Genomic DNA, 18,948 nt, shown 5'->3' with positions numbered 1-18,948 from the left:
TTATTCCAGACTATTTACCCACTTATGCGGCAACAAATCAGTGATCTCACTGGCCCGCTGCGTGGGCAGCCGCGTCAGCACATCTTTGAGATAGGCATACGGATCATGCCCATTCATACGCGCCGACTGGATCAGGCTCATGATTGCAGCCGCCCGTTTACCACTGCGCAGCGACCCGGCAAACAGCCAGTTCGAACGCCCGAGCGCCCATGGCCGTATTTGGTTCTCGACCTGATTGTTATCGATGGGCACAGCCCCATCGTCCAGGTAGCGCGTCAGCGCTACCCAGCGTTTCAGGCTGTAATCGAGGGCTTTGGCCGTGGCTGATCCATTGGGCACCAGGTCTCGCTGAGCCAACATCCAGTCATGCAGTTTTTTGAGGATCGGCACCGCCAATTCTTGTCGTATTCGCCAGCGCTCTTCATCACTCATGTCCCGCGCCTGACGTTCGACCTCGTACAAGCCGCTGATCGAGTGCAGGGCCTGTTCAGCCAGCTGACTTTTGTTCGCCACGTGCAAATCAAAGAACTTGCGCCGGGCGTGGGCCATGCAGCCGATTTCAGTGATGCCTTGTTCGAAACCGGCTTTGTAGCCAGCGAAGTCGTCGCAGACCAGCTTGCCGTTCCAGTCACCCAGGAAGTTGCGCGCATGTTCGCCAGCACGGCTTGGGCTGAAGTCGTAAACCACCGCTTTGAGCCCTGAAAACGGCGTCGTGCTGTACGCCCAGACATAGGCCCGGTGGGTTTTCTTCTCGCCTGGCGCAAGCATTTGCACCGGTGTTTCATCAGCGTGGATCACGCCCTGGTTCAGCACGGCTTCACGCAGTGCATCGACCAGTGGCTGAAGCCGCACGCCGGTTTGTCCGACCCACTGCGCCAGGGTCGAGCGAGCAATTGCCAGCCCGGCGCGGCCAAAGATTTTCTCCTGCCGGTACAGCGGCAAGTGATCGGCAAACTTGGCCACCATCACGTGGGCCAACAAACCTGCGGTCGGGATACCTTTGTCGATTGACCTGCCCCCCGATTTCAGTACCACGCTGAACTTAGTAGAGTCCGTTTTCCAAGCAGGAGACGGCAGTGCAGAAGCGTTCTTCTCGACTTCCTCAAGCGGGTCGAGGCTAGTGTACCGACCGAGCTGCACGCCCAACTGGTGGAACTGGCCCAGGAGTATCGACGCTGTAGCTAACGCCGCCTGCACATCCTGCTGTGGCGTGCAGGTCAACCACAAGCGGATTTACCGGCTGTACCGAGCCGCCGGCTTGATGGTGAGGCGGCGGAGGGTCGCGGTGGCGCGCGAACGCCTGAGCCTGTCGAGCGCACCGAACCAGGTCTTGTCGATGGATTTCGTCTTCGACGCGCTCAGCACTGGGCGACGGATCAAATGCCTGACGGTGGTCGATGACTTCACCAAGGTGTCGGTCGACATCTTGGTGGAGTACGGTATCAGCGGTTTTCGTGTCACGCGGGCGCTGGACGAGATGGCGCGGTTTCGTGGCTACCCGCAGGCGATCCGCACCGACCAGGGCCCCGAGTTCACCGGCAAGGCGCTTGATCAGTGGGCCTGTCAGCGTGACATCAAGTTGAAGCTGATTCAGCCTGGCCAGCCCACGCAGAGCGCCTTCATCGAGTCATTCAACGGCAAGTTCCGGGGCGAATGCCTCAATGAGCACTGCTCGCTGGTCGAAGCCAGAATCCGTATCGCGGCTTGGCGGGATTACAACGAGCACCGACCACACAGCGCCATTGGCAATCTCTCCCCGGCAGAGCTTGCTGCGAAGTGGCGAACCAACCAGCAGCAGCTGAAGCGGGAAAAGTTGATATCAACCCCATAGCCTACTAACTAGGCAGCGGTACTAAAACTGGGGGCAGGCCAGTCCGAACTGATAAAAAAACGTCCGAAACTGGCAAAACCTTATGGCCGGTTTTCCTAATATTTGCTCCGAACCCTCGGTATTTCAAGGAGCGAACATGCATATCCAATCGTTGGGGGCTACTGCCTCCTCGCTGAATCAGGAGCCTGTCGAAACCCCGTCGCAGGCAGCGCATAAGTCCGCCAGCTTGCGTCAGGAACCTTCAGGGCAAGGTCTCGGGGTTGCCCTAAAGAGCACGCCGGGAATACTTTCCGGGAAGTTGCCGGAAAGCGTTAGCGACGTGCGTTTCAGCAGTCCCCAAGGGCAAGGGGAGTCCCGTACTCTGACTGACTCGGCAGGGCCGCGGCAGATCACTCTGCGCCAGTTTGAGAACGGAGTCACCGAGCTACAGCTCAGTCGGCCACCATTGACCAGTCTGGTCCTAAGCGGCGGTGGTGCCAAAGGTGCGGCATACCCGGGAGCAATGCTGGCGCTAGAAGAGAAAGGCATGCTCGATGGCATCCGCAGCATGTCCGGTTCGTCCGCTGGCGGCATCACCGCCGCCCTTTTGGCCTCAGGTATGAGCCCGGCGGCGTTCAAGACCCTTTCCGACAAGATGGATCTTATTTCGCTGCTCGACAGCTCGAACAAGAAGCTGAAGCTGTTCCAACACATTAGCAGCGAGATCGGCGCATCGCTGAAAAAGGGCTTGGGCAACAAGATCGGCGGCTTCTCTGAGTTGCTGCTCAATGTACTCCCACGCATAGATTCGCGGGCTGAGCCCCTAGAACGCCTATTGCGCGACGAGACACGCAAGGCCGTGCTCGGACAGATCGCTACGCATCCAGAGGTTGCACGCCAGCCGACCGTTGCCGCCATCGCCAGCAGATTGCAGTCCGGCTCCGGAGTCACCTTTGGCGATCTAGATCGGTTGAGTGCTTACATTCCCCAGATTAAGACGCTGAACATCACAGGTACGGCCATGTTCGAGGGGCGTCCGCAATTAGTGGTGTTCAATGCCAGCCACACACCGGATCTGGAGGTCGCCCAGGCGGCACATATCTCCGGTTCCTTCCCAGGAGTGTTCCAGAAGGTCAGCTTGAGTGATCAGCCGTACCAGGCCGGCGTAGAGTGGACAGAATTCCAGGATGGCGGGGTGATGATTAACGTGCCGGTCCCTGAGATGATCGACAAGAATTTTGACAGCGGGCCACTGCGGCGCAACGACAACCTGATCCTTGAGTTCGAGGGCGAAGCTGGGGAGGTAGCGCCCGACCGAGGTACTAGGGGCGGCGCGCTCAAGGGCTGGGTCGTCGGGGTGCCTGCCCTGCAGGCGCGCGAAATGCTGCAGCTCGAGGGCCTGGAGGAATTGCGCGAGCAAACCGTTGTGGTGCCGTTGAAGAGCGAGCGCGGTGATTTCAGTGGCATGCTCGGTGGCACCTTGAACTTCACCATGCCGGACGAGATCAAGGCGCATCTTCAGGAGCGCCTCCAGGAGCGAGTCGGTGAACATCTGGAGAAACGTCTTCAGGCTTCAGAGCGTCATACCTTCGCTTCTCTCGACGAGGCGCTGCTGGCACTTGATGACAGTATGCTCACCAGTGTTGCTCAACAGAACCCGGAGATCACAGACGGGGCGGTGGCTTTTCGCCAGAAGGCGCGGGATGCGTTCACCGAGCTGACTGTCGCTATCGTTAGCGCCAATGGCTTGGCGGGTAGGCTCAAGTTGGACGAGGCTATGCGCTCCGCTCTTCAGCGACTCGATGCGCTGGCAGATACTCCGGAACGCCTAGCATGGTTGGCAGCTGAGTTGAACCATGCTGATAACGTTGATCATCAGCAGTTACTCGATGCCATGCGCGGGCAGACGGTGCAGTCGCCGGTGCTCGCCGCTGCGTTAGCAGAGGCGCAGCGCCGCAAAGTGGCGGTTATTGCCGAGAACATTCGTAAGGAAGTTATCTTCCCCTCTCTGTATCGCCCTGGCCAGCCGGATTCCAACGTAGCTCTGTTACGTCGGGCGGAGGAGCAGCTACGGCATGCCACCAGTCCGGCGGAAATCAATCAAGCGCTGAACGATATCGTCGACAACTACTCGGCACGAGGCTTCCTGCGTTTCGGCAAACCCTTGAGTTCGACTACCGTTGAGATGGCTAAGGCTTGGCGGAATAAGGAGTTCACATGATTGATACATGGCTGGCACAGTGGGGCTTGAGACTTCCCTCGAGCAACGATGCCACGTTGCGGCTGCAACCGGCAGAGGGACCGGAACTGGTTATGGAGCGCCTCGAGGGCGGTTGGCTTTTCGTCGTCGAGTTGGGACTTGTGCCTTCAGGGTTACCGCTGGGTGTGATCTTGCAATTGTTACAAGTGAACTCTCCATTCTCATCCTTGGCACCGGTGAAACTTGCGGCGGACGATGCCGGTAGACTTGTGCTCTGGGCTGAGGCACGTGATGGCTTTGACGATGTGGATGCACTGAACCGCTTGCACGATAGGCTGCGGGAAGGACATTCACGATTAGTGCCATTGCTAGAGCCCACGGGTGAGTTGGTTCCAGCTCAGATACAAACCAGCGCGTTAGTGTTCGTTTGAACGCAAGGGGAAGGAGCGATACTGCCAATAAAATCCGCAGTTGGTAATTTCTCTAATAGATGGGCCACCCGAAGGTGGCCTATCTGTTCATGCTGCAATGAGTTGTCGTGCCAACACCATTTCTACCGAGCCCCATCCTGGTTCAACGAGCCGAGGCCCTCGAGGTGGGCTTTTCTGTTTCTGGAGTCCGGATATCTGATCCACAGCGCGCCAGAACGAGCGGCTGGTTTCGTGCTTTCGCCAGTTATATCGGCACTGGCCCACATTCGTGTGCCTGCCAGTCTGTTTCCATGCAGCCTGGTGAACAGGTGCATGGCTATCCGAGGATTTGTCAGTGGGCCTGGACTTTCATAGAGTGAAGCTCCTTTCCTCGCGACTGGATTAGTGACGCGATGCCGACCCCGGTTTTCATAAAAAGAACGGTACTGTTTGGCGACTGTGATCCCGAAGGGATCGTCTATACGCCACGTTTTTCATACTTCGTGCTGGAAGCGGTGCAGGAGGCGCTCGGGGTCTGGCTGGGAGGCCCGGGGCTCAGAACCCTCCTGGGTTTCAGGATTCTTCCCCCGGCGAGAGCGTTCTCCCTGGAATTCCTGCATCCGGTCACCTGGGACGACGAACTCACGCTGCGAGTGGGTGTGTCGAACGTGGGGACGCATTCTTTCTCGTTTTCAGTCGAAGGACGTCTTTCGCCGGACGTGGTGGCGTTCACTGCGAGTCTGACGCAGGTCTGTGTCTCCCCGGATACCCGCGAAGTCATGGAAGTCCCCGCGCAGCTCCGCGCGCTCCTCGCATAGAGACACATTCTGGCTATTCGTCGCGGCGCTGGCTACGGCCGGCAGGACGCTGCGAGCGGCATGCCGCTGACCTGCTCCGTGGCGCTCCGGAGGAGGGCGGCAAGCCGCCTTCCTTCATTTCTACTCGTTGCCGAGCATCGCATCCAGATCGCGCATGGTCTGTTTCTTGGCCTGGACGCCCTGCAGTTCGACGAACATTGCCTGGACGGTCTGCACCATGCGCGCAATGGGCATCTTGCCCAGCGGCAACATCTGGTTGTTGTCGCGGATGGCCGGGGCGCAGACGAAGGCGAACGAGCGTTGCAGCCAATAATCGTATTTCTCCGGGTCGATCCAGCCGTCGACGGTTTTCACGTTGGTGATGACGTTGTCGATGCGGCGCATGGCGCGCGCGTTGTCGAAGCGAACCCTGCGCTCCTTGCACTTGAACTGGACCTCGTAGGCCGTCAGCGTCGGCATCGACCGGTCTTCGAATAGCTGGATGATCTGCGCCGACTGGATACCTTTGGGTTGCTGCAAGATGCCGGTGGCGTTGGCGACGAATACCTCGTTGTTGTAGCGTTCGCCCTTGCCGTAGACGATCCAGTAGTCGCCGGTGCTTTCGGCGACCGCAGTCGTTGCCGTGCAGATGAAGGCGAGCGGCAGCAGCCAGCGCCGAGCATGAAGGAATGGTTTGCCCATGAGTTCGTCCTTGAATGTCTTGTTCCCGACCGCGGAGGGTCATCCAAGGGACGAATCATAGGTGCATCCCAAGGTGAGGGTCGACTAGCACGGATGAGCTATGGACGAAGCGGGGGAAACTCGCTCGGAGCTTGCTCTATCGGCACGTTCGGGATGGTCGGGCGGCTGACGCCTCGGGTGCGCTCCGGCACGCATTCGAGCGAGAACGACGGGCTGGCTTTACTGCTCGGAAGGCACGCTGCACCGCTGTTGGCGGCGTCAAGCTGCCGGCGATGGGGGAGGGCGGCAGGCGCTCATCGGCTGGTCGGTCGATCTGCCGGGTGCGCCTGCTGGACGCCGTTGGGGGAAGGCCGTCTGCCGCGCGATGATTCCATGAGGTCTGTGGCCTAGTCGAAAAGCGCCTCTGGTGTTCCTGCGCGGATTCGCTGCCATAACATCTGGATCTGCGAGGCCAGTACCCGGTGCTCGGAAAGCGGCGGCAAGGCGTCCACCGGGAAGTACTCGGCCGCCGACGTTTCGTCCGTTTGTTGCTGAAGCCTGCCACCGGTGACGTGGCAGAAGAAGAAGGCTTTCAACGCATGCGGCAGTTGGGGAGGGTGGGGATGCTTGTGCTTGTCCAGCAATGCCAACAGGCGTATCGCTCGAACTTCCAGTCCGCTTTCTTCCTGGGTTTCGCGAACTACCGCATCTGCCGGCGACTCGTTTACGTCGCACCAGCCGCCTGGTAGGGTCCGGCAACCATCCGAGGCCTCGCGGACCAGCAGGACCCGCTGTTGCGAGTCGAGGATCAACGCACGGACGTCCAGTTTCGGGGTCGGGTAGTGGCTGTCCAGGGCGATCCAGTTCTCGACCCGTTCGTACGCTACCCCCTGGTCGCTGGCGATGAATTCGGCGACGGCATGCTGGAGCGCGCGAAAGCGTCCGATGTCGAAGCGGTCCTTGGAGAAGGCGAGACCGGCCTGGGCGGTGGACAGTATCAATTCCAGAAGATGGGCAAGCGCCCTGGGATCGCTGACCGATGGCACCTTTCCTTCCGTTTTTTCGGCCTTCGGGTGGTCCGCGTCGTGCGAGCCGTCCAATGGTTGTGCCATAGATAGACCCCTCGCTGCTCGATGATCTGTAGAACTGGTTTTCAACCAGGTGTTCCCTGCGTCTTCCTCGTATGCCTGTGCACGCCAATAGTGGTCCATCAAACCCTGGTTGCGACCGTCGCTTTCCAACACATGCGCGTAACCCAGGTTCGCGTGTCGCAGCGATGGCTCCACTGCCAGGTTCGCTTCGAACCGTCAGGCGGTCGCAACCGATGACGCCTCTTCGCACAGACTTACCGTAGGAGTTTCCCTCCCCGAAACGAGCGGTCGGGCCGGCTGCGGTCGGCTGGCAAAGGTAGACTCCGTGCCGGCCATGAGCGTTTCCAGGGCCGTTTGGGTCCGTTCGAGGAGACGCAACAAGCGATGCTCCCCTGTTTGGACGGCAGAGGCGGAGGCAATTCCCTTATGCTGCTTGCGGATAACTGGCCCGGACGGCATGTACGGCCTTGTCGTTCTACGGATGCCTGGAGTCCCGCAGGCGGGACAGCGCAACGCGCAGTGACCTTCCTTTAAGCATATCGATGGAGTCTGTATGAAAGAGCTTGGTTCGGAATCGCCGATGGAAAGTCTTTTCGACATTCGTTCGCTGGAGGCCATTACCGGCGGCGAGCCGGCTGCATTGCAGCGGTTGCTGGAAACTTTATTGGCCAGCAGTCGGGATGATCGTACTCGGTTGGCGGAATTGCTTGAACTCGCAGACCTGCAAGGAGTGGCCGAACTTGCGCACAGGATAAAAGGGGCTGCGAGGGTGGTGGGCAGCAGCCTATTGGTCGAGTCTTGTTCCTGCCTTGAAAAGGCTTGCCAGAACCCATCGGAGTCTTCCGAGCGGATAGCCAATCTGGCCTCTTCATTGGAAGGCAGACTAAGTGCGTTCGAAATCAGTATCTCAACCGAATTGGCAAAGCTCTAGAGATCGGACCAGATAGAGGTTTCAGAAGCTGTTCAGGTTTCTCCATAACCTGAATCGCATCTATTCACCAGCATGGATTTCCCGTTCCCGTAAGCTCCGCGCCTGCTGCTGGGGTAATGGGATAATTGGGAGCCTGCTGGGTTTGCTTTGGTTTGTCTTGGTTTTTCATTTTTCTATATAAGAGGCGCTATCGAAGCTGATGCGCTTCTTTCGGATCGTTCATTTTGTTTGGCTATTAGTGGTAGCGGGCTTATGGTGTCGGAGAGTTTTTAACTACGAGGTTTTTTCCGCTTGTAGGAAACTTCATACAAGCACTGGGGAGATTTCACACGATTGCCTGGGAAGTGCTTCGTTGTCGTTCTATTCGGCTTTTCGGAGAATGTTGCTGGCTCTTATAGAGTTCAAAAATCGCAACACTTTCACTGTCAAAAGGAAGCTCAATCGTGTCCATTTCCATGAAAAGCATTCTGGCTGCCGCAGTAGCCAGCCTGGTCGTCGGCAATGCCATGGCGGCAGACGGCACCATCAATTTCAAAGGTGAAATCACCGCGGCCGCTTGCAGCATCACTGGTGGTGCCGGCACCACCGTTGGCGGTGCTGCGGGCAACCAGACCATCGACGTAAACCTTGGCAAGATCAGCATCGACTCGCTGGGCGGCACCGCGGGCGGCAGCATCGCCGGTGGTACCAGCCTGAACCTGAACCTGGACTGTGGCAAGACCGGTACCGGCCTGACCACCGTCAAGCTGAAGTTCAACCCGATGTCTGGGAGCACTATTGACCCGAACAATGAGAGCCTGCTGAAAACCGTCGGCACCGCCACCGGTGTCGGCATCGGTATCTATGGATCCGATGGCAAGCTGCTGAACCTGTCGGCGAACGAGACCATCGATGCTCCCCTGGATTCCAAGGTACAAAAAGATGGCGAAGGCAATGACATCACTGTCTACAGTGCCAAGCTGAATCTGCGTGCCGCTTATGTCAAATCCGGCTCCGTAGCTCCTACGGCTGGTAGTGCCAACGGCTCCCTGCCGTTCACCCTGGAATACAACTAAGTTCTGCTACGTGGGCGGGGTATGTATATACCCCGTTCCATGAGGTGCGAGTTCATCATGAAATATCCATTTTCTTCCAGAGTTATCTGGGGTGGCATCCTTTTGCTTTTTTCCACCCTGGCCAATGCGGGAATCACACTGGGAGGAACCCGGGTCGTTCTGCAGGCGCCTGCCAAGGAGGCTGCGATCCTGGTCAGGAACCAGGCTTCCAAGGACGTGATGATTCAATCCTGGGTAGAGGCTGATAATGGGGCAGATAAACGTGAGGTTCCGTTTGTCATCACGCCTGCCCTCAGTCGTTTGGGAGGCAACAAGCAGCAAACCCTGCGTATCCTGTTTCAAGGGGAAGGCTTGCCGAGCGACAGGGAATCCGTATTCCGCCTGAACGTCCAGGAAATTCCGCAAAAATCTGCCTCGGCTAATACGTTGCAGATAGCTTTGCGCCAGCGTATCAAGGTCTTCTACCGCCCCGATAACTTGTCGGGAACTTCCGCCGAAGCGCCTGGAAAGTTGAACTGGCGTCTTGTCCGTCAGGGTGGAAAGTCGGTTGTCGAAGTTTCCAACGATACTGCGTTTCATGTCTCTTTGGCCAGCGTGAAATTAAAAGCTGGCAATGCCTACTATGTTGTTGATGCCGACATGGTCGCGCCGAAGTCGAGTCGCCGATTCGAAATCAAGGGAACTCCATCCGGCGTTTCTGGAAATGTCGAGTTCCAGAGCGTAAATGACTATGGCGGACTCGATAAACATTCCAGCTCCTTATCCGACTGAAGCTCAGAAGAGCAGAGTAGAAGAGCAGAAGAACTGCTCTTAACTTCCCCTATGGATGGGTGTTTCCGTTTTGTCGGAAATTAGTCCAAGGAATATTCGCGTGGCCATATTTAGGAAAAAGTTCGACTTCGAGTTGTCCGTCTATTCCAGGTCTTCCTGTCTCATGGCCTTGGGATTGGCTTTGCCTGCCGTAACTTTCGCGGTGGAATTCAACGCCGAGTTCCTGAACAACGAGGGCGGGGCGCCCGTTGAACTGAAGTATTTCGAGAACGGCAACTCGGTGTCGCCCGGCACTTACAGCGTCGACATTCATTTGAACCAGATCATGATCCGGCGCGAAGATGTCGTGTTCAGTGCCGATCCCGAAACCGGAAGCGTTCGTCCGGTCGTCCGGGTAGGGCTGCTCAAGGAGATCGGGGTCGATATAGCCCGGCTGACGCGAGACAAACTCATTCCGGATAATCTGGAAAACAATACGCCCCTGAATGTCGCCGAACTCATCCCCGGTGCATCCATCGAGTTCGACGTCAACAGCCTTTCCCTGCTGGTCAGCATTCCACAGCTGTATGTACAGCGGCACTCGCGTGGCTATGTGGATCCCTCTCTTTGGGATGACGGTGTCACCGCGTTGTTTTCCAACTACCAGGCCAACTTCACGCGCAACACCAACTTTGGCCAGAACAGCGATTATCGCTACCTGGGCCTGCGCAACGGCTTCAACCTGTTTGGCTGGCGTCTGCGCAACGACTCCTCCCTGAGCGGAGGTACCGGCATGCGCAACAAGTTCAGTAGCAGCCGTACCTATGTGGAACGTGACATTCGTGCCCTGAAGGGGACCTTGTCCCTCGGCGAGTTGTATACCTCCGCTCAGGGGGATGCTTTCGAGAGCGTGCGTATGCGCGGCGTGCAACTGCAATCCGATATCGGCATGCTGCCCGACAACGAGATCAGCTATACCCCGGTGGTGCGCGGTATCGCTGAAACCAATGCGACGGTCGAGGTGAGCCAGAATGGCTTCGTGATCTATTCCACCAACGTACCGCCCGGTGCGTTCGAGATCACCGACATCTATCCCAGCGGCTCCAATGGCGACCTGGAGGTCAAGATCATCGAGGCGGACGGACGCCAGCGGTCCTTCAAGCAGTCCTATTCCTACCTGCCGGTCATGACCCGCAAGGGGAACCTGCGCTATGGCCTGGCCGCCGGTGAGTACCATAATGATGGCCAGCCGTCGGTCAACCTGCTCCAGGGGTCGGCTGTGTATGGCTTGTCCGACAGGGTTACCGGCTTTGGCGGCCTGCTCGCTGCGGAGAAGTACAATGCCACCAACCTGGGCCTCGGCTTCAACACGCCCCTGGGCGGTTTTTCTGCGGACGTGACCCATAGCCAGTCCCGCACGCGGCGGGGTGGGCGCAACCAGGGACAGAGTCTGCGGCTTCTCTATTCCAAGACCATCAACGCCACCGAAACCAGCTTTACCGTGGTGGGCTATCGCTATTCCACGGAAGGCTACCGTACTCTCAGCCAGCATATCGACGACATGTCCGAAGAGAGCTACCTCTATGGCTCAAGTTCCAGTCGGCAGAAGAGCCGCATAGACCTGACGGTGAACCAGACGCTGTTCCGACGCAGTTCGCTCTATCTCACGGCGGGCGAAACCACATATTGGAATCGCCCCGGCAGCAGCCGTCGCGTGCAGTTCGGCTTCAGCAGCGGCATCAAGCGCGCGAGCTATAGCCTGGCGGTTTCCCGTACCCAGGAGACGGGTTCGTTCGGGCGCTCCGATACCCAGTTCACGGCCTCCGTCAGCATCCCCTTGGGCGGTAGCGCACGCTCCAGTCAGGTATATGCCAATGCCGTGAGTTCACAGCATGGTGATTCGAGTCTGAACACCGGTATCTCCGGATACCTGGATGAAGCCAATGCGTTCAACTACAGCGCACAGGCCAACTACAGCAAGGACGGCGGCAACTCCGGCAGCGTCGGCCTGGGTTGGGACACGTCCAAGGCCAAGTTGTCCGCCAATTACAGCCAGGGGCGCGACAACAAGCAGATCAACCTGGGAGCAAGCGGTTCGGTAGTGGTGCATTCGGGGGGAGTGACCTTCGGCCAGCCGGTGGGGGAAACGTTCGGCCTGGTGGAGGTTCCGGAGGTCGGCGGCGTCGGCCTCGACGGCTACTCTTCGGTTCGCACCGACGGCCGTGGCTATGCCGTGCTCCCCTACATGCAACCCTATCGTTACAACTGGGTGAACCTGGATACCAATACCCTTGGAAGCGATACCGAGATCAGCGACAGCACGCAAATGGCCGTGCCGACCCGGGGCGCCGTGATCGCCAAGCGTTTCTCCGCGGAGTCCGGTCGGCGGGTGCAGTTCGACCTGAGCATGGACTCTGGAGGAAAGATTCCCTTCGGTGCACAGGCATACGACAAGGAAGAGCGGGTCGTGGGAATGGTCGACAACCTGTCCCGTTTGCTGGTGTTCGGTATCGAGGACCAGGGGCGCCTGTCCATTCGCTGGAGCGATGGCTCCTGTTCCGTCGACTATCAGTTGCCGCCCAGGAACAAGGACCTGACTTACGAACGAGTTGCGCTCAGTTGCCGTCGGTCCTCGATCTGAAATGTCACCGCTGCAGTCGGGTCAAGTCAAAAGGCGAGGATTTTTCCGGTGAACACCGGGCGCGAGGGCAAGCGGCAGCTCACTCGTCCTCGATCATGCTCAACAGGTCTGGTGTCCTGCCTCGGGTTTCCAAACGCAGCAACCACTGCTTGGCGGCCAACCCACCGGCGAAACCGGTGAGGCCGCCAGAGGCTCCGATCACCCTATGGCAAGGTGCAACAATGGACAGTGGGTTCCGTCCGTTGGCGGCTCCAACCGCCCGTACTGCGTTGGGGCTGCCGATCTGCACGGCTATTTCCGTATAGCTGCGGGTCTCGCCGAATGGAATGGTGAGCAGGGCGGACCAGACCTTTTTCTGAAATTCGGTACCTTGGAAGTCGAGCGGGAGTTCGAACCGGGAACGTTTGCCGGAAAAATATTCCCGCAACTGGCGTTCGGTTTCCGCCAGGAGGGAGCTGTCCTCGGAGAGCCGCATCTCGTCCAGCGGTACTCGGTTGGGACGCTCATGCTGCCAAAGAATCGCGACCAGAAAGGCATCGTCCCTGGCTACCAGGGTCAGTGTCCCGACCGGCGATTCCATTTTCCTGTAGCTATGGGGCATGTAGGTGTCCTCTTCGGCAGGCTCGCCCAGTGTACTACGCAATGGGATTTCAACAGGGAAGCCTGCAAATGGCAGGCGAGGCGGGGCGGAGCGCTATCGGCCCGATGGATGGCCGCCTGCTTCCAGGCATGCCGTCGCCCCCTTGGAGCCCAGGCCGAGCGCCTCGAACTGTGAGATCTGGGAGGCGATTTGCCGAGCAAAGTGGGTTGTCATTGGTTTGCCATCTCATAGGTTCGGACGAGGCCTCGAGCAAGGGTTGTAACGGTTTTTGTCTGGCCAATGGGCTCTTGCGTAAAAAGGCTGCCGCCCTTCTTGCTTGGTTGCCGTTCTCGGATCCCGCGCAGCCCGGTGGGTGTGCCAAATTTCTCGCGGTTTGGATCGCGCCGATTGCCGCGGCCTACAAAGCCCGTGGTTCTTCTCCCCGAAACTTTTTCGTTCGGACTCCGAATATCGCGCTTCGCCCAGCGCCGCTAGTTTCCCGTTCCTGACAAAGCAAGCGCTCTGGCTCAGGTATCTCCTGATCCGGATGCATATCGCTGAAGAGGGAACGTTCTGTCATGTCCACATTGGCCAACCTGACCGAGGTTCTGTTCCGCCTCGATTTCGATCCTGATACTGCCGTTTATCACTATCGGGGCCAGACTCTCAGCCGGCTGCAATGCCGGACCTACATTCTCTCCCAGGCCAGCCAACTGGCCCGCCTGCTCAAGCCCGGCGATCGCGTGGTGCTGGCGTTGAACGACTCGCCTTCGCTGGCCTGCCTGTTCCTGGCCTGCATCGCGGTCGGCGCCATTCCCGCCGTGATCAACCCCAAGTCCCGCGAGCAGGCCCTGGCCGATATCGCTGCCGACTGCCAGGCCAGCCTGGTGGTACGTGAAGCCGATGCACCGTCGCTGAGCGGTCCTTTGGCGCCGTTGACCCTGCGTGCGGCCGCAGGTCGCCCTTTGCTCGACGATTTCTCGCTGGACGCGCTGGTCGGCCCTGCGGACCTCGATTGGAGTGCCTTCCATCGCCAGGACCCGGCGGCAGCCTGTTTCCTGCAATACACCTCGGGTTCCACCGGGGCGCCCAAGGGGGTGATGCACAGCCTGCGCAACACGCTCGGTTTCTGCCGGGCGTTCGCTACGGAGTTGCTGGCATTGCAGGCGGGAGACCGGCTGTATTCGATTCCCAAGATGTTCTTCGGCTATGGCATGGGCAACAGCCTGTTCTTTCCCTGGTTCAGCGGAGCCTCGGCGCTGCTCGACGATACCTGGCCGAGCCCGGAGCGGGTTCTGGAGAACCTGGTCGCCTTCCGCCCCCGGGTCCTGTTTGGGGTGCCGGCCATCTATGCCTCGCTGCGTCCGCAGGCCAGGGAGCTGTTGAGCAGCGTGCGCCTGGCGTTTTCCGCCGGCTCGCCGCTGCCGCGTGGCGAGTTCGAATTCTGGGCCGCGCACGGGCTGGAGATCTGCGACGGCATCGGGGCTACCGAGGTCGGCCATGTGTTCCTCGCCAACCGCCCGGGCCAGGCGCGTGCCGACAGCACCGGGCTGCCGTTGCCTGGCTATGAGTGCCGGCTGGTGGACCGCGAAGGACACACTATCGAGGAAGCGGGCCGGCAAGGCGTGCTGTTGGTGCGTGGCCCTGGGCTGAGTCCGGGTTACTGGCGGGCCAGCGAAGAGCAGCAGGCGCGCTTCGCAGGTGGCTGGTACCGCACCGGCGACCTGTTCGAGCGCGACGAGTCGGGTGCCTACCGTCACTGTGGGCGGGAAGACGATCTGTTCAAGGTGAATGGCCGCTGGGTGGTGCCGACCCAGGTCGAGCAGGCGATCTGCCGTCATCTGCCGGAAGTGAGCGAGGCGGTTCTGGTTCCTACCTGCCGGCTGCACGACGGCTTGCGTCCGACCCTGTTCGTCACCCTGGCCACTCCGCTGGACGACAACCAGATCCTGCTGGCGCAGCGCATCGACCAGCATCTCGCCGAACAGATTCCCTCGCACATGCTGCCCAGCCAATTGCATGTGCTGCCGGCCTTGCCGCGCAACGACAACGGCAAGTTGGCGCGCGCCGAGCTGCGCCACCTGGCCGACACCCTTTATCACGACAACCTTCCGGAGGAACGGGCATGTTGATTCAGGCTGTGGGGGTGAACCTGCCCCCATCCTATGTGTGTCTGGAGGGGCCGCTGGGAGGCGAACGCCCTCGCGCCCAGGGCGACGAGATGCTGATGCAGCGCTTGCTGCCGGCGGTTCGCGAAGCCCTGGACGAGGCGGCGGTCAAGCCCGAGGAGATCGACCTGATCGTCGGCCTCGCCCTGTCTCCCGACCATCTGATCGAGAACCGCGACATCATGGCGCCGAAGATTGGCCATCCGTTGCAGAAGGTCCTCGGCGCGAATCGCGCGCATGTCTTCGACCTCACCGACTCGAGCCTGGCCCGCGCCCTCTACGTGGTCGATACCCTCGCCAGCGACCAGGGCTATCGCAACGTCCTGGTCGTGCGCGGCGAATCCAGCCAGGGATTGGAAGTGGACAGCGAGTCCGGCTTCGCCCTTGCCGACGGCGCCCTGGCGCTGCTCTGCCGGCCGACCGGCAAGGCCGCGTTCCGTCGCGGTGCGCTGGGCGGTGATCCGGCGCAGGAATGGCTGCCGCTGAGCATTCCGCTGAATACCGATATTCGCCAGGTAGGCGACGTCAAGGGACACCTCAACCTGCCGGCCCAACCTGGATTGCCCGAAGCGGTACGCGCCGGATTCACCCGTCTGGCCGGGGACTTCCCGCAACTGAACTGGGTGCGCGAGGAATGGTTCGGCCAGGGACGGCCCGATGGTCGTTGCCTGGGGCCGTTCGAACTGGCGTCGCAACTGCGCGCGGCACAGCGCGACCGTCTGGATGAACTGCTGCTGATCAGCTTCGATCCGTTCGGCATGGTGGTGGAGGGCGTGACCCTGGAACTGGCGGGAGAAGCTCATGCATAAGGTCAAACTGGCAGCGATCACCTGTGAACTTCCGGCTCGCAGCTACGAAAACGACGATCCGGTGTTCGCCGCGGTACCGGACCTCAGCGAGTCCTGGTGGCAATTCTGGGGCGTCAATCGGCGGGGCTATTTCGACCCGCGGAACGGCGAGAACGAGTTCAGCCTGGTGGTCCGGGCCGCCGAGCGCCTGCTGCGCAGCAGCGATACCGCGCCGGATAGCGTGGACATGCTGATCTGTTCGGCTTCCTCGCCGATCATGACCGACGCCGGCGATGTCCTGCCGGACCTGCGCGGACGTCTCTACCCGCGCATGGCCAACGTGCTGTCCAAGCAGCTCGGCCTGAGTCGGGCGCTGCCATTGGATTCGCAGATGGAGTGCGCCAGCTTCCTGCTCAACCTGCGCCTGGCAGCGAGCATGATCCGCCAGGGTAAGGCCGAGAAAGTGCTGGTGGTGTGCAGCGAGTACATCTCCAACCTGCTCGACTTCACCTCGCGTACCTCGACCCTGTTCGCCGATGGCTGCGCGGTGGCCCTGCTGACCCGCGGCGACGATGACAGCTGCGACCTGCTGGCTTCGGCCGAACACAGCGACGCTACGTTCTATGAAGTGGCCACCGGTCGCTGGCGCCTGCCGGAAAACCCGACCGGCGAGGCCAAGCCGCGGCTGTATTTCTCGTTGTTCAGCGACGGCCAGAACAAGATGGCCAGCTTCGTCCCGACCAACGTGCCGATCGCGATGCGCCGGGCGTTGGAAAAGGCCGGCCTGGGCAGCGATGACATCGATTATTTCGTCTTCCACCAGCCAGCGCCGTTCCTGGTCAAGGCCTGGGCCGAGGGCATCGGTGCCCGTCCTGAGCAGTACCAACTGACGATGGGCGATACCGGCGTGATGATCTCCGTTTCCATCCCGTACACCCTGATGACCGGCCTGCGCGAGGGCAAGATCCGCCCCGGCGATCGTATCGTCATGGCCGGCGCAGCCACTGGCTGGGGGTTCGCCGCCCAGGTCTGGCAATTGGGCGAGGTGCTGGTGTGCTGAGGCATCGCCATGTTGAACCACGGTGTCCGAGGAGGGCTGCACATGGGTAATCCGATCCTGGCCGGGCTGGGTTTCAGCCTGCCGAAACGCCAGGTCAGCAATCATGACCTGGTAGGGCGCATCAATACGTCGGATGAGTTCATCGTCGAACGTACCGGCGTGCGCACCCGCTATCACGTCGAGCCGGAACAGGCGGTCAGCGCGCTGATGGTGCCGGCGGCGCGCCAGGCCATCGAGGCTGCCGGGCTGCTGCCGGAGGACATCGACCTGTTGCTGGTGAACACCCTGTCGCCGGACCACCACGACCCGTCCCAGGCCTGCCTGATCCAGCCGCTGCTGGGCCTGCGGCACATCCCGGTGCTGGATATCCGGGCACAGTGCAGCGGGTTGCTGTACGGCTTGCAGATGGCTCGCGGGCAGATCCTCGCCGGGCTGGCACGGCATGTCCTGGTGGTCTGCGGCGAGGTGCTGTCCAAGCGCATGGACTGTTCGGACCGCGGCCGCAACCTGTCGATCCTGCTCGGCGACGGTGCCGGCGCAGTGGTGGTCTGCGCCGGCGAGAGCCTCGACGACGGCCTGCTGGACCTGCGCCTGGGCGCCGACGGCAACTACTTCGACCTGCTGATGACTGCGGCGCCGGGCAGTGCCTCGCCGACCTTCCTCGACGAGAATGTCCTGCGCGAGGGCGGGGGCGAGTTCCTCATGCGCGGCCGGCCGATGTTCGAGCATGCCAGCCAGACCCTGGTACGGATCGCCGGCGAAATGCTCGCGGCCCATGAGCTGACCCTGGACGACATCGACCATGTGATCTGCCATCAACCGAACCTGCGCATCCTCGATGCGGTGCAGGAGCAACTGGGCATTCCCCAGCACAAGTTCGCGGTGACCGTGGATCGTCTGGGCAACATGGCTTCGGCCTCGACCCCGGTCACGCTGGCGATGTTCTGGCCGGACATCCAGCCGGGACAGCGGGTGCTGGTCCTGACCTACGGCTCCGGCGCGACCTGGGGCGCGGCGCTGTACCGCAAACCTGAGGAGGTGAACCGGCCATGTTGAGGCTTTCGGCTCCCGGTCAACTGGATGATGACCTGTGCCTGTTGGGGGACGTCCAGGTGCCGGTGTTCCTGCTGCGTCTCGGTGAGGCGAGCTGGGCGCTGGTTGAAGGAGGGATCAGCCGGGATGCCGAATTGGTTTGGGCGGACCTGTGCCGCTGGGTCGCCGACCCGTCCCAGGTGCACTACTGGCTGATCACCCACAAGCACTACGACCACTGCGGCCTGCTGCCCTACCTGTGTCCGCGGCTGCCGAACGTACAGGTCCTGGCGTCCGAGCGGACCTGCCAGGCCTGGAAGTCGGAAAGCGCGGTGCGGGTGGTCGAGCGCTTGAACCGGCAACTGTTGCGTGCGGAGCAGCGGTTGCCCGAGGCCTGTGCCTGGGACGCTCTGCCGGTTCGCGCGGTGGCCGACGGCGAGTGGCTGGAGCTGGGACCGCGGCATCGCCTGCAGGTCATAGAGGCCCACGGCCACAGCGACGATCACGTGGTTTTCTACGACGTGCGACGCCGACGCCTGTTCTGCGGCGATGCCCTGGGCGAGTTCGACGAGGCAGAGGGGGTGTGGCGGCCGCTGGTGTTCGACGACATGGAGGCTTACCTGGAGTCCCTGGAACGTCTGCAGCGTCTGCCGACCCTGCTGCAACTGATCCCGGGACACGGCGGCCTGCTGCGGGGGCGGCTGGCCGCGGATGGGGCCGAGTCGGCCTATACCGAGTGTCTGCGCCTGTGCCGGCGGTTGCTCTGGCGCCAGTCCATGGGCGAATCCCTCGACGAACTGAGCGAGGAGCTGCACCGCGCCTGGGGTGGGCAGAGCGTCGACTTCCTGCCCGGCGAACTGCACCTGGGGAGCATGCGCCGGATGCTGGAGATTCTCTCCCGCCAGGCGCTGCCTCTGGACTGAGACGGGACATCCATTGCGGCGATCGCCGCCG

General features: G+C 60.7%; 15 protein-coding genes and 2 pseudogenes. 13 read left to right on the top strand and 4 right to left on the bottom strand.

Features of this window, described 5'->3' with window-relative positions; genetic code table 11:
- Window positions 1-1,008: pseudogene (tnpC, locus tag ACYAF3_RS02210) on the bottom strand (IS66 family transposase); the annotation flags it as partial.
- Window positions 1,009-1,207: 199 nt separating this feature from the next.
- On the opposite strand from tnpC, the pseudogene ACYAF3_RS02205 reads away from it, so the two are divergent.
- The 4 genes and pseudogenes from ACYAF3_RS02205 to ACYAF3_RS02190 all read left to right on the top strand — a co-directional run.
- Window positions 1,208-1,831: pseudogene (locus tag ACYAF3_RS02205) on the top strand (integrase core domain-containing protein); the annotation flags it as partial.
- A 136-nt stretch (window positions 1,832-1,967) separates the two neighbouring features.
- Window positions 1,968-4,031 (top strand): type III secretion system effector cytotoxin ExoU, encoded by a 2,064-nt coding sequence (exoU, locus tag ACYAF3_RS02200; protein WP_003134060.1) that lies wholly within the window; start codon window positions 1,968-1,970, stop codon window positions 4,029-4,031.
- Window positions 4,028-4,441, top strand: a complete 414-nt coding sequence (spcU, locus tag ACYAF3_RS02195; RefSeq protein WP_031755414.1) for a CesT family type III secretion system chaperone SpcU — start codon at window positions 4,028-4,030, stop codon at window positions 4,439-4,441. The genes exoU and spcU overlap by 4 nt, the downstream gene beginning before the upstream one ends.
- 392 nt (window positions 4,442-4,833) lie before the next feature.
- Window positions 4,834-5,238: an acyl-CoA thioesterase gene (locus tag ACYAF3_RS02190; protein WP_003108604.1), complete on the top strand. Its 405-nt coding sequence runs from the start codon at window positions 4,834-4,836 to the stop codon at window positions 5,236-5,238.
- A 120-nt stretch (window positions 5,239-5,358) separates the two neighbouring features.
- On the opposite strand, the gene ACYAF3_RS02185 is transcribed toward ACYAF3_RS02190, so the two are convergent.
- Window positions 5,359-5,919 (bottom strand): hypothetical protein, encoded by a 561-nt coding sequence (locus tag ACYAF3_RS02185; protein WP_003108605.1) that lies wholly within the window; start codon window positions 5,917-5,919, stop codon window positions 5,359-5,361.
- 386 nt (window positions 5,920-6,305) lie between these two features.
- On the bottom strand, window positions 6,306-6,944 hold the full coding sequence (locus ACYAF3_RS02180) for an NUDIX hydrolase (RefSeq protein WP_031755412.1): 639 nt from the start codon (window positions 6,942-6,944) through the stop codon (window positions 6,306-6,308).
- A gap of 598 nt (window positions 6,945-7,542) precedes the next feature.
- On the opposite strand from ACYAF3_RS02180, the gene ACYAF3_RS02175 reads away from it, so the two are divergent.
- From ACYAF3_RS02175 to ACYAF3_RS02160, 4 genes are all read left to right on the top strand, one after another.
- Window positions 7,543-7,920 (top strand): Hpt domain-containing protein, encoded by a 378-nt coding sequence (locus ACYAF3_RS02175; RefSeq protein ID WP_025324792.1) that lies wholly within the window; start codon window positions 7,543-7,545, stop codon window positions 7,918-7,920.
- Between the two features lie 443 nt (window positions 7,921-8,363).
- Window positions 8,364-8,975: a fimbrial protein gene (locus ACYAF3_RS02170; RefSeq protein WP_003163144.1), complete on the top strand. Its 612-nt coding sequence runs from the start codon at window positions 8,364-8,366 to the stop codon at window positions 8,973-8,975.
- 57 nt (window positions 8,976-9,032) lie between these two features.
- Window positions 9,033-9,746, top strand: coding sequence for a fimbrial biogenesis chaperone (locus ACYAF3_RS02165; RefSeq protein ID WP_003120653.1), 714 nt, complete (start codon window positions 9,033-9,035; stop codon window positions 9,744-9,746).
- A gap of 100 nt (window positions 9,747-9,846) precedes the next feature.
- Window positions 9,847-12,366 carry a fimbria/pilus outer membrane usher protein gene (locus ACYAF3_RS02160; RefSeq protein ID WP_031755410.1) on the top strand — a complete coding sequence of 840 codons (2,520 nt, stop codon included), beginning with the start codon at window positions 9,847-9,849 and terminating at the stop codon, window positions 12,364-12,366.
- Between the two features lie 79 nt (window positions 12,367-12,445).
- Here the strand turns inward: ACYAF3_RS02160 and ACYAF3_RS02155 are convergent, their stop codons facing one another.
- Complete coding sequence (locus ACYAF3_RS02155; protein WP_003086236.1) at window positions 12,446-12,967, bottom strand: methylated-DNA--[protein]-cysteine S-methyltransferase; 522 nt, start codon at window positions 12,965-12,967, stop codon at window positions 12,446-12,448.
- A 557-nt stretch (window positions 12,968-13,524) separates the two neighbouring features.
- Between ACYAF3_RS02155 and pqsA the strand changes: the two genes are divergently transcribed.
- The 5 genes from pqsA to pqsE are packed head-to-tail and all read left to right on the top strand — an operon-like array spanning window position 13,525 to window position 18,917.
- Window positions 13,525-15,078, top strand: coding sequence for an anthranilate--CoA ligase (gene pqsA / locus ACYAF3_RS02150; RefSeq protein WP_003112552.1), 1,554 nt, complete (start codon window positions 13,525-13,527; stop codon window positions 15,076-15,078).
- Entirely contained in the window at window positions 15,072-15,923 is an 852-nt protein-coding gene (pqsB, locus tag ACYAF3_RS02145) for a 2-heptyl-4(1H)-quinolone synthase subunit PqsB (RefSeq protein WP_003108611.1), read from the top strand. Before pqsA ends, pqsB begins: the two co-directional genes overlap by 7 nt.
- Window positions 15,916-16,962, top strand: coding sequence for a 2-heptyl-4(1H)-quinolone synthase subunit PqsC (pqsC, locus tag ACYAF3_RS02140; RefSeq protein WP_003108612.1), 1,047 nt, complete (start codon window positions 15,916-15,918; stop codon window positions 16,960-16,962). Before pqsB ends, pqsC begins: the two co-directional genes overlap by 8 nt.
- A gap of 42 nt (window positions 16,963-17,004) precedes the next feature.
- The gene (gene pqsD / locus ACYAF3_RS02135; RefSeq protein WP_009876034.1) at window positions 17,005-18,018 is read left to right on the top strand and encodes an anthraniloyl-CoA anthraniloyltransferase; all 1,014 of its coding nucleotides are present in this window, start codon (window positions 17,005-17,007) and stop codon (window positions 18,016-18,018) included.
- Window positions 18,012-18,917 (top strand): 2-aminobenzoylacetyl-CoA thioesterase PqsE, encoded by a 906-nt coding sequence (pqsE, locus tag ACYAF3_RS02130; RefSeq protein WP_003086247.1) that lies wholly within the window; start codon window positions 18,012-18,014, stop codon window positions 18,915-18,917. The genes pqsD and pqsE overlap by 7 nt, the downstream gene beginning before the upstream one ends.
- The last annotated feature ends 31 nt before the right edge of the window (window positions 18,918-18,948 follow it).

It is taken from the genome of Pseudomonas sp. TZ252, assembly GCF_056110345.1.
This window is presented reverse-complemented; position numbering and strand designations above follow the sequence as displayed.